At 74.1% G+C, this 13669-nt stretch carries 11 protein-coding genes; 4 read left to right on the top strand and 7 right to left on the bottom strand.

All coding sequences use genetic code 11. The features are described 5' to 3' along the window. Nucleotides 1–28: 28 nt before the first annotated feature. A complete protein-coding gene (locus BLW17_RS02960) occupies nt 29–760 on the top strand; it encodes a YceI family protein (protein ID WP_081969245.1) in 732 nt (243 codons plus the stop codon). A gap of 73 nt (nt 761–833) precedes the next feature. Here the strand turns inward: BLW17_RS02960 and BLW17_RS02955 are convergent, their stop codons facing one another. Further along, nucleotides 834–1904 carry a cytochrome-c peroxidase gene (locus BLW17_RS02955; protein WP_052176609.1) on the bottom strand — a complete coding sequence of 357 codons (1071 nt, stop codon included), beginning with the start codon at nt 1902–1904 and terminating at the stop codon, nt 834–836. 427 nt (nt 1905–2331) lie between these two features. On the opposite strand from BLW17_RS02955, the gene prfA reads away from it, so the two are divergent. From prfA to BLW17_RS02940, 3 genes are all read left to right on the top strand, one after another. Beyond that, entirely contained in the window at nt 2332–3399 is a 1068-nt protein-coding gene (prfA, locus tag BLW17_RS02950; RefSeq protein WP_036736130.1) for a peptide chain release factor 1, read from the top strand. Next, the gene (gene prmC / locus BLW17_RS02945; protein ID WP_052176608.1) at nt 3396–4259 is read left to right on the top strand and encodes a peptide chain release factor N(5)-glutamine methyltransferase; all 864 of its coding nucleotides are present in this window, start codon (nt 3396–3398) and stop codon (nt 4257–4259) included. The genes prfA and prmC overlap by 4 nt, the downstream gene beginning before the upstream one ends. A gap of 215 nt (nt 4260–4474) precedes the next feature. Then, entirely contained in the window at nt 4475–5365 is an 891-nt protein-coding gene (locus BLW17_RS02940) for a DUF4167 domain-containing protein (protein ID WP_074826052.1), read from the top strand. A 36-nt stretch (nt 5366–5401) separates the two neighbouring features. Here the strand turns inward: BLW17_RS02940 and rsmA are convergent, their stop codons facing one another. The 6 genes from rsmA to lptF all read right to left on the bottom strand — a co-directional run bounded on the left by rsmA (nt 5402) and on the right by lptF (nt 13545). Beyond that, nucleotides 5402–6253 carry a 16S rRNA (adenine(1518)-N(6)/adenine(1519)-N(6))-dimethyltransferase RsmA gene (gene rsmA, locus BLW17_RS02935; RefSeq protein WP_036734871.1) on the bottom strand — a complete coding sequence of 284 codons (852 nt, stop codon included), beginning with the start codon at nt 6251–6253 and terminating at the stop codon, nt 5402–5404. Between the two features lie 100 nt (nt 6254–6353). Then, a complete protein-coding gene (gene pdxA, locus BLW17_RS02930) occupies nt 6354–7340 on the bottom strand; it encodes a 4-hydroxythreonine-4-phosphate dehydrogenase PdxA (protein WP_036734870.1) in 987 nt (328 codons plus the stop codon). Next, nucleotides 7337–8836 carry a peptidylprolyl isomerase gene (locus tag BLW17_RS02925; protein WP_170835572.1) on the bottom strand — a complete coding sequence of 500 codons (1500 nt, stop codon included), beginning with the start codon at nt 8834–8836 and terminating at the stop codon, nt 7337–7339. Before BLW17_RS02925 ends, pdxA begins: the two co-directional genes overlap by 4 nt. Before the next feature lie 19 nt (nt 8837–8855). Continuing rightward, complete coding sequence (locus BLW17_RS02920; protein WP_052176495.1) at nt 8856–11264, bottom strand: LPS-assembly protein LptD; 2409 nt, start codon at nt 11262–11264, stop codon at nt 8856–8858. Next, complete coding sequence (lptG, locus tag BLW17_RS02915) at nt 11261–12382, bottom strand: LPS export ABC transporter permease LptG (protein WP_036734878.1); 1122 nt, start codon at nt 12380–12382, stop codon at nt 11261–11263. The genes BLW17_RS02920 and lptG overlap by 4 nt, the downstream gene beginning before the upstream one ends. After that, the gene (lptF, locus tag BLW17_RS02910) at nt 12379–13545 is read right to left on the bottom strand and encodes an LPS export ABC transporter permease LptF (RefSeq protein ID WP_036734869.1); all 1167 of its coding nucleotides are present in this window, start codon (nt 13543–13545) and stop codon (nt 12379–12381) included. The genes lptG and lptF overlap by 4 nt, the downstream gene beginning before the upstream one ends. Nucleotides 13546–13669 lie beyond the last annotated feature (124 nt).

Below are 13669 nucleotides of genomic sequence, written 5' to 3'. Positions count from 1 at the left end.
GGCCCGATTTGCTTGAGGAGACCGGCCCATGACCGCCCTTCACGCCCTTTCCCCCGCCGCCCGAGCCCTGCGGTCCACCGCGCTGGCCGCCCTGCTCGGCTGCACCCTCTCGGGCGCCGCGCTCGCGCAGGCCGCCCCGGCCGCGCCCGCGGCCCCCGCCCCGACCGAGGCGCCCGCCGCGAACACGCCCGCCGCGCCTGCCCCGGCAGCGGCCGCCGCCGATGCGTCGGCCACCCCCGCCAGCATCAGCGGCACCTACACCTTCGACCCCGAGCACAGCCAGATCGTATTCTCGTATAACCACCTCGGCCTGTCCACGAGCCGCGGGGTGATCAACGGCGTCACCGGGACCGTGACGCTCGATGAGGCCGATCCGACCAAATCCAATGTCGAGGCGAGCTTTCCGCTGAGTGCCATCCGCACCGTCGCCCCGGCGCTCGACGCGCATCTGCTGTCGGACGACTTCTTCAAGGGCCAGACCCCGGACACCCGCGTGACCTTCGTCTCGACCGAGGTCGTGCGCGGCGACGACGACGAGGCCAAGGTCACCGGAGACCTGACGCTGAACGGCGTCACCCGCCCGGTCACGCTCGAGGTCGAGATCACCGAGGCCGGCGCCCACCCGATGACCGGCAAGCCCGTCGCCGGGTTCGACATCGAGGGCAAGATCAACCGCTCGGAGTTCGGCCTCGGCGCCTTCGTGCCGGCCGTGTCGGACGAGATCTCCTTCGACATCGCCGTCGAAGCCGGCAAGGGCTGAACCCTCACCCAGCACCAGACAAAAGGGGCTGCCCCAGCGGGCAGCCCCTTCGTTCATGCCGTCGTGACGGGCGTCAGTTGCTCGCCGGGGCCGCCGCGTCGGCGCCCTGCGGGGCGACCGCGCCGGTCTGGGCGGGCAGGTCGATCGGCTCGGGGTGCGGCGTCTCGACCGCGCGCACCGGCAGCGTCGGGTGGACGATCTGCGGCTGCTCGCCGGTCAGCGTCCCGAGGAAGGCCACGATGTCCCTCGCCTGATCCTCGGCCAGCTCGGTCCCGAGCTGGGCGTTCGACATGACCTTCACCGCCTCTTCGAGGTTCCAGACCTTGCCCGAGTGGAAATAGGGCGCGGTGATCGCCACGTTCCGCAGGGGTGCGGCGCGGAACACATACTCGTCGTCCTGCGTGTTGGTGACCTTGAACCGGCCCATGTCGCCCTCGGGGCGGATGCTGGCGTCGGGCGCCTCGACCAGACCGAAGGGATAGTAGCCCTCGCCGCCGAAGTTCACGCCCGCGTGGCAGGTCGAGCAGCCGGTGTCGATGAACGCCTTGAGGCCGCGCTTCTCCTGCTCGGTCATGGCGCCGTCGGTGCCCTGCAGCCACTGGTCGAAGGGGCTGTTGGGGGTGAGCAGCGTCGCCTCGAACGCCTCGATGGCGTGGGCGAAGTTGTCGAAGGTGACGGGGTCGTCCTCACCCGGGAACGACGCCTTGAAGGCGTCCGCATAGCCCGGCATCGACTTCAGGGTCGAGATCAGGTGCTCGGGGGTGTTGTTCATCTCGACGCCCGCCTGCACCGGACCCTTGGCCTGCGCGGCCAGATCCTCGGCCCGGCCGTCCCAGAACTGGGCGACGTTGAAGACCGCGTTGAGCATCGTGGGGGCGTTGCGCGGCCCCTGCTGCCAGCCGTGCCCGATCGAGGTCTCGAGCCCGTCCACGCCGCCCATGCCGATGTTGTGGCAGGACTGGCACGAGAACACGCCCGAGCGCGACATCCGCGGATCGAAGAACAGCATCGCGCCGAGGTCGATCTTGGCCCGCGTCATCGCGGCGCCATGCGGGAGTTCCGCTGCCCGCGGGATCGGCTTGAAGAGCTCGCTCGCCGCCGTCCGCAGCTCGGCATCGGGCGAGGCGGCGAGTGCCGCGGCCATCGCCTCGGACTGCGGGTCGGCGGCGGGCGCGACCTTGGTCCCGGCCACGTCCGCGGGCGCGGTTGCGGTCGCGGGTGTCTCGGCGGTCGCCGCGGCGGCGGGGTCGGTGGCCGGATCGGTGGCAGGCGCCGCACCCGTGTCCTGGGCCTGCGCCGCCGCCGCCTGGTCGGCCTGCGCGGCGGCCGGGTCGGCGGTCTGCGCCATCGCCGCGGGGCCGATCACGAGCAGGGCGCTGGTGAGATAAAGCAGGGTGCGCGGGGTCATCCGACTCTCCCTTGGCTGGTCCGGTGTCTGCGGCGATTATCGCAGGAAATCCTGACACCACTCTGACACGGATCAACTTCGGCGGGAAAATCGTCCGTCCCGCGCGCGAGGGCCCGCCCGCCGCTCGCTTGCCCGCCGCCCGCCGGACCGCTAAGCCCCGCCCATGCTGCCGCAGGACCGCCTTGACCAGATCACCCGCCGCTTCGAGTTCCTCGAGGCGCGGCTGAACGCCGGCCCGCCGGCGGACGAGATCGCCGCGATCAGCCGCGAATATGCCGAGCTGACGCCGGTGGTCGCGGGCATCGCCGAGTGGCGCGGGGCGCAGGCGGCGCTGACCGAGGCGCAGGCGATGCTGGCCGACCCCGAGCTGCGCGAGCTGGCCGAGGATGAGATCGCCCGCCTGCGCGCCCGCCTGCCCGAGCTGGAACAGGCCCTGCGGCTGGCGCTGCTGCCGCGCGACGCTGCCGATGCCCGCCCCGCCATCCTCGAGATCCGCCCCGGCACGGGGGGCGAGGAGGCCGCGCTCTTTGCCGCCGACCTGCTCAGGATGTACCAGCGCCACGCCGAGGCCCAGGGGTGGGAGTTCCAGCTCCTCGAGCTCAGCCAGTCCGAACTCGGCGGCGTGCGCGAGGCGGTGGCGCGGATCGCGGGCGAGGGGGTGTTCGCGCGGCTCAAGTACGAATCCGGCGTCCACCGCGTCCAGCGCGTGCCGGAAACCGAATCGGGCGGCCGCATCCACACCTCGGCCGCGACCGTCGCGGTGCTGCCCGAGGCCGCCGAGGTCGACATCGACATCCCCGCCGCCGACATCCGCATCGACACGATGCGCGCCAGCGGCGCCGGCGGCCAGCACGTCAACACCACCGATTCGGCGGTGCGGATCACCCACCTGCCGACCGGGATCGTGGTCACCTCGTCCGAGAAGTCGCAGCACCAGAACCGCGCCAACGCGATGGCAGTGCTGCGCGCCCGGCTCTATGACGCCGAGCGCAGCCGCGCCGATGCCGAGCGTGCCGCCGACCGCCGCAGCCAGGTCGGGACCGGCGACCGGTCCGAGCGCATCCGCACCTACAATTTCCCGCAAGGCCGGCTGACCGACCACCGGATCAACCTGACGCTCTATGCGCTCGACCGGGTGATGGCGGGCGATCTGACCGAGATCATCGACGCGCTGACCGCCCACGACCAGGCCGCGCGGCTGGCGGCGGCCGAGGACGGGGCAGGGGGATGAGCGCCCCCGCCAGCCCGCCCACCGGACGTGCGGCGATGGCCGAGGCGGTGCGCCGGCTCGAGGCGGTGGGCGTCCCCGGCGCTCCCGGCGACGCGCTGGCGCTCATCGCCCACGCCTACGGCAGCGTGCCGCGCCATGCGCTTCATGCCGAGCTGACGCGCCCGCTGCCCCCCGAGGTCGCCGCCCGCTTCGAGGCCGCGATCACCGCCCGCGCCGCCCGCCAGCCCGTCGCCCAGATCACCGGCCAAAGGCAGTTCTGGCGCCACAGCTTCACCGTCACCCCCGACACGCTCGACCCACGCCCCGAGACCGAGACGCTGGTCGCCGCGGCGCTCACCCTGCCGTGGCGCACCGTACTCGACCTCGGGACCGGGACCGGGGCGATCCTGCTGTCGCTGCTGGCGGAACGGCCGGGGACGCGCGGGCTGGGCGTGGACCTGTCGCCCGCGGCGCTCGCGGTGGCGCGGGGCAATGCCGGACGGCTGGGGATCGCGGCCGAGTTCGCCGGCTCGGACTGGTTCGCCGCCGTCACCGGGTGCTTCGACCTGATCGTCTCGAACCCGCCCTATATCGCCGCCGCCGAGATGGAGGGCCTCTCCCCCGAAGTGCGCGACCACGAGCCGCGCATGGCGCTGACCGACGAGGGCGACGGCCTTTCGGCCTATCGCGCCATCGCCGCCGGGGCGCCTTCGCATCTCGCGCCGGGCGGCTGGCTCGCCGTCGAGATCGGCCCGACCCAGGGGGCCGCGGTCGCGGCGCTCTTCACCGGGGCGGGGCTGACCGAGGTCGCGGTGCGCCCCGACCTCGACGGGCGCGACCGCGTGGTGCTGGGGCGGCTTGCCCCGCCCGCGGGGAATTGATCGCGCCGCCGCGCGATTCCCGCTTGCCATGACGCGGGCGGCGTGGTTTAGCGGCCCGGTGACGAGGGCATGACGCCCCGCACGGGTCATCCCGCACACGTTCCGTTGCCGGAGATTTCCGCGAAGCGCCGGGCAGGTGGTCCCGGCCGATCCGCAGGATCAGACCCCAACCGCATCCAGGCGCTGCCCGCGCCGGACCAGTCAAAATTGGCACGATGAGATCTTCCAAGTCCCGTTCGCGCAACAAGTCCCGCAACCAGCGCTCGCTGGGCAATGTCGTGAACCGCGTGTTCGACAGCTCCGGCCCCGAGGGCAAGGTGCGCGGCACCCCCCAGCAGATCATCGAGAAATACCTCGCGCTGGCCCGTGACGCGCAGCTGTCCGGCGACCGCGTCGCCGAGCAGAGCTTCTTCCAGCACGCCGAGCACTACACGCGGATGCTGGGCGAGGCGCAGCGCGAGCAGGCCGAGCGCCAGGCCCAGTTCGGCGGCGGCCAGCAGGGCGGCCCGTCCGGCGAGGACCGCGACGAGCGCACCAACGGCAACGAGTGGCGGGGCGAGAACCGTCAGGACAACCGCGACAACCGGCAGGACAACCGCGCCGACAACCGTCAGGACAACCGGCGCGAGGACAACCGCCGCGACGACCGTCAGGACAATCGCCGTGACGAGAACCGCCGCGACGACAACCGCCGTGACGAGCCGCGCCGCGAGGATCGCCGCGACGACAACCGCCGCGAACGCGCCCCGCGCGAGCCGCAGACGGACACCGCACCGGGGTTCGGGGCCGAGGGCGATGACGGGCTGCCCGACTTCGGCCGCGCCGGGATCCCCGAGGCCGTGAGCGTCGATGACGCCGCCGGTCCGGTCGAAACCCCCGAGCAGCGGGCGGCGACCGACACCGCGCCCCCGGCCGACCTCCCGGCCCCGGCGCCCGCCGACGCCCCGCTGGCTGCCGACGACGCAGCCGACGCGGCCCCCGCGGGCGAGGCGCCTGCCGACGCCCCGCGCCCGCGCCGCCGCACGACCACCGCGGCCCCGCGCCGCACCACGGCCCGCAAGCGCGGCGAGGCGGCCAGCGAAACCCCGGCCCCCGCCGAGGAGTAAGCAGCAAAGCGTGACGGGGGCGGGGGCCTCGGGCCCTCAGCCCGCCCGCGCCGCCGTGAGCGCCCGCGCCAGGGCGCAGAACCGCGCGAGGTCGATCTCTTCGGCCCGCGCGGTCGGCGCGATCCCCGCCTGTTCGAGCAGCGCCTCGATGTCGGGATGCAGCCCCCGCAGCGCCGCGCGCAGCATCTTGCGGCGCTGGTTGAAGGCCGCAAAGCTCACCTCGGACAGGACCCGCGCGTCGGCCGGATAGCGCGGCTCGGGCAATGCCGTCAGCTGCACCACCGACGATTCGACCTTGGGCGCCGGCACGAAGGCCTGCGGCGGCAGGCTCAGCACGATCCGCGCGTCGCAGCGCCACTGGGCCAGCAGCGCCAGCCGGCCATAGTCCTTGCTGCCCGGCCTGGCGACGATGCGCTGGGCGACCTCCTTCTGGAACATCAGCGTCAGCGACTGCCAGAACGGCGGCCACTCGGGCGGGGTCAGCCAGCCGACCAGCAGCTCGGTCCCGATGTTATAGGGCAGGTTCGCGGCGATGCGGATCGGCGGGTTGAGATGCGCCAGCGGATCGACCTCGAGCGCGTCGCCCTGGATGATCGTCAGCCGGCCCGGATAGGCGGCGGCGATCTCCTCGAGCGCGGGGATGGCGCGGGCGTCCTTCTCGATGGCGAGCACGTGGCGCGCCCCCTCGGCCAAGAGCCCGCGGGTCAGCCCGCCCGGCCCCGGCCCGACCTCGAGCACGTCGCACTGCGTCAGGTCCCCCGCCGCCCGCGCGATCCGCGCCGTCAGGTTGAGGTCCAGCAGGAAGTTCTGCCCGAGCTGCTTCTTCGCCCGCAAATCATGGCGCGCGATGACCTCGCGCAGGGGCGGCAGGCCGTCGATCGCGCTCATGCCGGACGGCCCCGCAGCCCCGTTCTTCCTTGCGCAAATATCCCACGGGGGTCCGGGGGTGTGAAACCCCCGGTCCGGCGCCCGCGCCCCGCGCCGCGGCTCATCGGCGCGCCTCGGCCATGTCCCACGCCATCCGCAGCGCCGCGATGGTCGAGGCCGGGTCCGCGAGCCCCCGCCCGGCGATGTCGAAGGCGGTGCCGTGGTCGGGCGAGGTCCGCACGAACGGCAGCCCCAGCGTGACGTTCACCCCGCCGGCGAAATCGAGCGTCTTGATCGGGATCAGACCCTGGTCGTGATAGGCCGTCACCGCCGCGTCATAGCGCGCCCGCGCCGGGGCGTGGAACATCGTGTCGGCGGGGTGAGGGCCCGACACGGCGAGCCCTTCGGCCCGCAGCCGCGCGCAGAGCGGGGCGATCCAGTCGCGCTCCTCGGCGCCCATCGCGCCGCCCTCGCCCGCGTGCGGGTTCAGCCCCGCCACCGCGATCCGCGGCGCGGGGATGCCGAAATCCCGGATCAGCCCGGCGCGGGTGATGCGGATCGTCCGCTCGAGCAGGGCGGGCGTCAGCGCTGCCGGCACCTCCCCCAGCGCGATGTGGATCGTCGCCGGCACCACCCGGCAGGGCGGCTCGACGGTGGTCGAGGCGAGCATCATCACCACCTCGGCCCCGCCCGCGAGATGGGCGAGGAACTCGGTGTGGCCCGGAAAGGCGAAGCCCGCGCCGGTTCTGAGCGCCGCCTTCGAGATCGGCAGTGTCACCACGCCCCCGGCCCGCCCCTCCATCGCCAGCGCGACGGCGCGGGCGATCACGTCGATCACCCCTTGCGCGTTGGCGGGGTCGGGCGTGCCCGGCGTCGCGGGCGCGGCAAAATCGTGGCGCAGCACCGGCAGGGTGCCGGGGGGCACGGGGTCGGTCGGGTCCGCGACCTCGGCGAACTCGGTGCCCGGGGGCAGGTGGCGCGGGTCGCCCATCCAGACGAAGGGCACCCCGGCCGCCAGCGCCCGCGGGGCCAACTCGGGGCCGATCCCGGCGGGCTCGCCACAGGTCAGGATCAGCGGCGCCGGGCGCCCCGTGTCGCCGGCCGTCACGGCTTGCGGATCACGGCGTCGGCGCGCAGCTCGGCCAGATAGGCGTCGGCGGCGGCGTTGATCTTGCGGTTGAAGATCGCCTCGCGGACCTGCGCCCGGCTCTGCAGCGGCGGATCTGCGCTGGCGAGGCCCGCCGCGGCGGCGGCGTCGGTCGCGGCATTGGCGGCGTTGGGCGCCTCGGCCGCCGCAGGCGTCGCGGCGCGGTCGGCGTTGGCCGCGGCCTCGGCGCTGCCGCCCGCAGCGGTCGCCCCCGCGGCGCCGGGCTGGCCCGCGGCCCCCGGCACCGGGTCCGGCCGGCGCGCCGGCTGCGGCAGGCCGGGCAGGCTCTCGAACGCCCCCACCGGCTCATCGGCCAGCGTCGGCGTGCGCCGGCACAGCATCACCACCCGCGCGCCGGCGCCATAGTCGATGACCGTCCCCTCGTTGGGGTCGAGCGAGGCGAGGCGTTGGGCGATGTCCAGCGGCACCGCCGACAGCGGCATGGTCTGCTGCGAGATCACGTCGCCGGCATAGCGGTTCGCCTCGACGAAGACCTTGCCGCAGCTGTCGGCGCGGGCCAGCACCTGCGCCCCGTCCGCCGCCGAGGGCACGGCGAGCGTCACATATTCCACCGTCTGGTCGGTCGCGCCCGCCCGCAGCCGCCCGCGGGTGTCGCGCAGGTAGAACAGCACCACCGCCCCCGGCACGGTCAGCGGCTGGCTGATCGAGTTCGGGCGCATCCCCTCGATGATCTGCCGCAGCCCCGGCGCAAGGTCGGCGAGCGGCGTCCACTCGAGCCGCCCCCCACGGGGCGCGGTCGGCACCGCCGAATAGCGCCGCGCGGCGGCGGCAAAGGCGCCCTCGGTGGTGATCGTCTCGGAGAGCTGGCGCCCGCGGGCCAGCACCGCGGCCTCCTGCCCCGGGGGGGCGGGCATGACCAGCTCGGACAGCAGCACGGCGGTGGTGATCGGGGTCTCGATGTCGCGCTTCATCGCCTGCTCGACCTCGCGGTCGGTCACCTGCACCCGCGGCACGACCCGCTGGCGCACCACCTCGCGCCAGGCGACGCCGGCCTTGACGAAGTCGCGGTAGGCCTGCCGGTCCACCCCGTCGCGGGCCAGCGCCTCGGTGAACTGGCCCACGTCCATGTTGGCGCGGCCGGCGAAATCGGCGAGCCCCTGTTCGAGCCCCTGGTCGCTGACCGCGATCCCGATCTGGCGCGCGGCGTCGAGCTTGAGGCGGTCCTCGATCAGCGCCTTGAGCGCGCTCTCGCGGTCCGCGCCGGGCGCGCGCAGCACCTGCATGAAGCGGATGCGCTGGTCGAGCTCGTACTGCGTGACCGCGGCGTTGTTGACATAGACGACCGGCGCGAAGGGTCCGGCCTCGGCGCCTCTGGGCAGCAGCAGGGCGCTGCCCAGGCCGAGCGTGGCGGTGACCGCCGCCGCCCCCAGCACGGCGCTGCCGAGGAAACCGGCCGTCAGGGTCGCGTGAAAGATCCGCCGCATCGTCGTCCTCATCTGCGTCATGGGCGCCACGCTACCTTACGCAGGCGCGCCGCGCCACCGTTCCCGGCAGCTCGTCCGGCCGCCGGCCGAAGCCGCCCAGCCGCACCGACAGCCCCAGATCGGTGTCGGGGCGCAGACTGTCCGATGCGGTGAAGCGGCGCGAGACGGAAAGATCGACGCTCACGCATTCGTTGCGGTAGGTCAGCCCCAGGTCGGCGCGCTGCGCCCGGTCGGCGGCAAAGTCGTAGCGCGTCTCGGCGCTGGCCCACCAGCCGGGGGCGAGCTGCCAGCCGGTCGTGGCCGACAGTTCCGAGACGTCCGCCGAAAGCCCCTCGATGGTCTGCGAATCGATCCACAGATAGCCCGCCGAAAGCTGAATGCCGGGGCGCAGCCAGCCCAGCCGCAACTCGTTGCGGTTGATGTCGAAATCGTCGTCGAACAGCGCCCGGTTGGCGATGGCGAGCCCGCCCGCGTCGCTGTAGGTCGCGGCCAGCAGCCATTCCGAGCGCTTGCCCGCCAGCACCCCGCCGCCGCGGGCGAAGGCCGGGTCCGGGCGGTCGCGCAGCACCCGCCCGGCCGTCACCCCGAGCGACCAGCCGGTGGGGTCGATCCGGGTCCAGCGCAGGCCGAGGTTGGCGCGCAGCCCGCCCTCGACCGAATCGCGGCCGGGCAGGCGGTCGAGCATGTAGAGGTTGCCCTCGTCGAACTCGATCAGCCGCGAATCCTCGTTCGGCACCACGTCCTCGTCCTCGAGCCGCGGCGACCAGGCGATCTGGGCCACCGGCTCGAGCAGGTGGGTGGCGGCACCCTGGCGGGCGACCAGCGGCCAGCGCAGCTCGACCGCGGCCGCGGGGATGGCGCGGGCTGCGGTGCGGTCGAAGCGGTCGTCGTCGCCGATCCGATAGACGTCCGCGTCCAGCCGGGTCTGCGCCGCCGCCACCACGCCCCCCGGCAGCAGCCAGTTGCGCTGCCAGTCGAGCCGCGCCGAGCCGCGGGCGATGTCGCGGCCAAGGATGTTGTCGTCCGAGCTGCGCCGGTGGGCATGGACCGAGAACTGCAGCCCCGCCTCGCCGCCGAAGGCCGCGTAGCGCCGTTCCCACAGCGCGTCCGCGACGAGGCTGGGTGAGGTCGAGGCGCGCTCGCCCTCGCGCAGGGTCTGGTAGTGCCCGACCCGGCCGGTCACCATCCGGTCGCGGGCGATGCGGTCAAGCGTCACCCCGCTCCACAGCCGGTCGGCGTCGCTGACCCCGTAGTCGAGCAGATAGCCGCGGTCCGAGGCCGTCTGCACCTGCACCCCCAGCCGGTAGCCGCGCGGCAGCGCGAACTGGGCCGCGCCGAACAGATAGCCGCGAGTGCCGTCCTCGATGTCGTCGCGGCTGATCGCGCCGGTCCACTCGGTCGCGCCGTTGGAAAAGGCCTGGCGGTAGCGCAGCCCCAGCGTGGTGGTGCGGCTGGCCGAGACATAGGGCGTCACGGTCAGGTCGGCGCTGTCGCCGAGGGTGATGAAATAGGGCAGCATCACCCCGAACCCGAGCCCCGAGGTGGTGCGGAACCGCGGCTGCAGGAAGCCGGTCATCCGCTCGACGGTCGGATCGGGGGCGGACATGGCGGGCAGCGTGCCCACTGGCAGGCCGAAGGCGCGGAACTGCGGCCGCTCGAAGTGCAGCATCCGGGTTTCGGCGTCATGGGTGATGCGGCGGGCGCGGATTTCCCACAAGGGCGTCGGGTCCGAGGCGCAGACCTGACAGGACGAGGCGACGACGTGGGTCAGCGTCGTCATCCGGCCGTTGCCGGTGCGCTGCACCTCGGCGGCGGCGAGTTGCAGTTCGCGCGCCAACACCAGCCGCGCGCCGCGCAAAAGGCCGTCGCGCAGCCCCTCGTCGAGCTGCGCCGAATCCGCGACCAGCACCGCCTCGTCCGGGGTGCCGGCGTTGCCCGGCTCGGTCAGGTGGATCGGCCCCTCGATGGTCATCGTGCCGGCGCGGCCGTCATAGATCACCCGCTCGGCCACCAGGCGCGCGCCCTCGAACCACACCACCACCCCGCCCGAGGCGGTGAGGATGCGGTCGCCCGACAGCTCGACGTGATCGGCGAGCAGGGTGGCCGCGCCGTCCGGTTCGGGCGCGATCACCCCGGCGGGGTCGCGGGCGGGCGGGCGGGACGGCGTCAGCACGACGCGGGGCACGTCGGTCGTGGTGGTCCCGTCGGCGCGGGTCTCGGCCGTGCCCGCGCCGGGGGCGAGCGCCGGGCGGGCGCGCTGGCCGTCGGTGAAGCCCCAGGGCCTCCACCAGGGCTGCCCGGCGGCGGGTTGGGTGGCCGCGGGTTGGGTGGCGGCCACCTGCGCCGCGGCCGGGACGGGCGGCAGGGCCAGCGGCAGCGCCAGCGCAACGAGGGCGGCGCTGACGGAAAGGGGCCGAGAGGGTGCGCTGCGATGGGTCATCCGTCCTCGAGCCTCAGCAGCGCGGCCAGCGCCAGAAGCGCCGCGATCAGCGGCGGGGCGAAGGCGGCGAACACCGGGGGGGCGTTGCCGGCCTCGCCCAGAACCTGCGCGAGATTGCGCAGGAAGAACAGCCCGACGCCCGCGGCAAACGCGCCGAGCACCAGCACCCCGGCGCGGCGCCCGCGCATGGGCCGCATGGTGAAGACGGCGGCCAGCATCACCATCGCCGCCATCAGGAACGGCCGGGCCAGCTCGGTCGTGAACCAGACCCGGTGGCGCAGGGCCGAAAACCCCGCCCGCTCGAGCCCGGCGATGAAGGCCGGCAGCTGCCAGACCGGCACCGAGTCGGGCGCGCCGAAGCCGTCGCGGATGCGTGCCGCGGTCAGGTCGGTGGGCAGCGTCAGCCCGGGCAGCACCTGCGCCCCGGCCTCGGGGTTGGCCGCGCCGAGCGGCCATTCCTTGACCCCCGCCAGCACCCACGCCCCCTGCGAGAGCCGCGCCGACTGGGCGGCGATGCGGCGCACCGGCCCGGTCTCGGCGTCGAAGACGAGGAAGGTCGCGTCATAAAGCGTCGTGGCGTCCGGGCTCGCGCGCCCGGCGCGAATGACGATCTGGCCCCCGCGCTCACCCGCGCCGGCGGTCCGCGCCGGCACCCCCTGACGCAGCCAGACCGCCCCCTTGCCCAGCGACACGGTCTGGGTGGCCGCCCCCGCGACCCGGGCCGCGGCCTGATCATAGCGCTTGGTCGTGCCCGCCACGATCGGGTTCAGCACCGCGACGAGCAGCGCGCCCACGAGCAGCGCCGTCACCACCGGCGCGGCGACGATCCTGAGCCCCGAGCGCCCGGCGGCGCGGATCGCCACCAGCTCGGAACTGCGCGAGAGGCCGAGAAACAGCGCGATGGCCGCCAGCAGGGTGATGAGCGGCAGGATCGCATAGACGCTCGCCACGATGTTCAGCCCGGCCAGCCCCGCGACCCGGCGCAGCCCGGCGCCGGCGGGGCTGAAGCGGCGGATCTCCTCGATCAGGTCGATGAGGAACAGGATGGCGACGAAGGCCCCCGCCACGACGAGGAACTGGCGCAAAAAGCGGCGGGCGAGGTAGCGCTGCAGGATCATGGCGCGGCCCCCGGCTGGGCGAGGGGCGGCGGGGCCGGGGGCAGGGCGGGCGCCTTGATCCGCCGCGGGCGCCCCGCGCTCCACAACGCGCCGGCTGCGACGAGCGCCCCGGCGAGCGGCGCGAGATAGAGCAGCGGCCAGTTGCCCGGCGCCTCGGCGGTGCGGCTGGCGGCCGCGGTCGCCAGCGCCTGCACGGCCAGCAGCGCCAGCACCGCCCAGAGCACCTGCCGCCAGACCCCGAAGCGCGAATACCCGCCGATGAGCAGCATCGAGAACCCGAGCATCGCCGCCACCGGCGCCATCAGCGGCTGTGCCAGCCGCTCATGCCCCTCGGCGCGGGCGCGGGGGGCGGTGGCGCCCGTCGCCTCAAGCAGGGCGGCGTCGGGCATGAGCAGCCGCAGGGTGGAATAGGTCCGCAGGTCGCGGGCCTTGCGGGCATCGGCGGCGAAGAAGCTGCCGACGTCATAGGTCAGGTCGGCGAACCGCGTGGCGGAAAGCCGCGGCGCGCCCCCGTCCGCCTGCCGGAGCGTCTGGACCATGCCCCGCGACATCACCAGCCGCGGCCCGGCCTCGGTGCGGACCACCAGCGCCTCTTCGGCGGTATATATCGAATGCTGGGACGGATCGCTCGCATCCTCGAGGAACAGGTCGATCAGCCGCCCGTCCTCGGCGATGTCGCCGATGAAGAGCGTGACCCCGTCGGCCGGATACTGGAAGGCCCCGGGCTTGAGGAACCGCGCCGAGACGTTCTCGGCCACCTCGGCCTGCCGCTCGGCCAGCCGCGCCCGCGCCAGCGGCACCAGCGCGTGGGCGAGCACGGCGACCATCATCCCGACAAGCAGCCCGAAGACCAGCACCGGCCGCGCCAGCCGCCAGGGCGAGAGCCCCGCCGCCTGCATCGCCGTCAGCTCGGATTCCGAGGCGAGCCGGTTGGTCCCGTAGGCCGTCGCCGCGAAGGCCGCGACCGGCAGCACCAGCGCGATGGCGAGCGGCAGGGTGAGGGCGGTGAACTCGAGCACCACCAGCGCGGTCTGGCCGTCCTGGATCAGCTGCTCGAAGAGCTGCACGGCCCGGTTGATCCAGTAGACCGACACCAGCACCAGCGCGAAGAACCCGAACTGCGTCAGGTATTGCGTGAGGATATAGCGGTCGATCCGGGGCATCCGGGCTCCGTGGGGGCGAGGGCTCGGTTGGGTGATACAGCCGCGCGCCGGGCCGGGAAAGCCGTTGGTGCGGGATGGGCGGATGGCGGCCGGGGGGAGGGCACCCGGCGGCTCTGGCAAACCG

Origin of the sequence: Paracoccus sanguinis (assembly GCF_900106665.1) — a bacterium.
Lineage (GTDB): Bacteria > Pseudomonadota > Alphaproteobacteria > Rhodobacterales > Rhodobacteraceae > Paracoccus > Paracoccus panacisoli.
This window is presented reverse-complemented; position numbering and strand designations above follow the sequence as displayed.

What these genes read in the sequence shown, in the direction of transcription:
- BLW17_RS02960 (WP_081969245.1), top strand. Translation starts at nt 29, where the DNA reads ATGACCGCCCTTCACGCCCTTTCCCCCGCCGCCCGAGCCCTGCGGTCC.
- BLW17_RS02955 (WP_052176609.1), bottom strand. Translation starts at nt 1,904, where the DNA reads ATGGCCGCGGCACTCGCCGCCTCGCCCGATGCCGAGCTGCGGACGGCG.
- prfA (WP_036736130.1), top strand. Translation starts at nt 2,332, where the DNA reads ATGCTGCCGCAGGACCGCCTTGACCAGATCACCCGCCGCTTCGAGTTC.
- prmC (WP_052176608.1), top strand. Translation starts at nt 3,396, where the DNA reads ATGAGCGCCCCCGCCAGCCCGCCCACCGGACGTGCGGCGATGGCCGAG.
- BLW17_RS02940 (WP_074826052.1), top strand. Translation starts at nt 4,475, where the DNA reads ATGAGATCTTCCAAGTCCCGTTCGCGCAACAAGTCCCGCAACCAGCGC.
- rsmA (WP_036734871.1), bottom strand. Translation starts at nt 6,253, where the DNA reads ATGAGCGCGATCGACGGCCTGCCGCCCCTGCGCGAGGTCATCGCGCGC.
- BLW17_RS02925 (WP_170835572.1), bottom strand. Translation starts at nt 8,836, where the DNA reads ATGAGGACGACGATGCGGCGGATCTTTCACGCGACCCTGACGGCCGGT.
- BLW17_RS02920 (WP_052176495.1), bottom strand. Translation starts at nt 11,264, where the DNA reads ATGACCCATCGCAGCGCACCCTCTCGGCCCCTTTCCGTCAGCGCCGCC.
- lptG (WP_036734878.1), bottom strand. Translation starts at nt 12,382, where the DNA reads ATGATCCTGCAGCGCTACCTCGCCCGCCGCTTTTTGCGCCAGTTCCTC.
- lptF (WP_036734869.1), bottom strand. Translation starts at nt 13,545, where the DNA reads ATGCCCCGGATCGACCGCTATATCCTCACGCAATACCTGACGCAGTTC.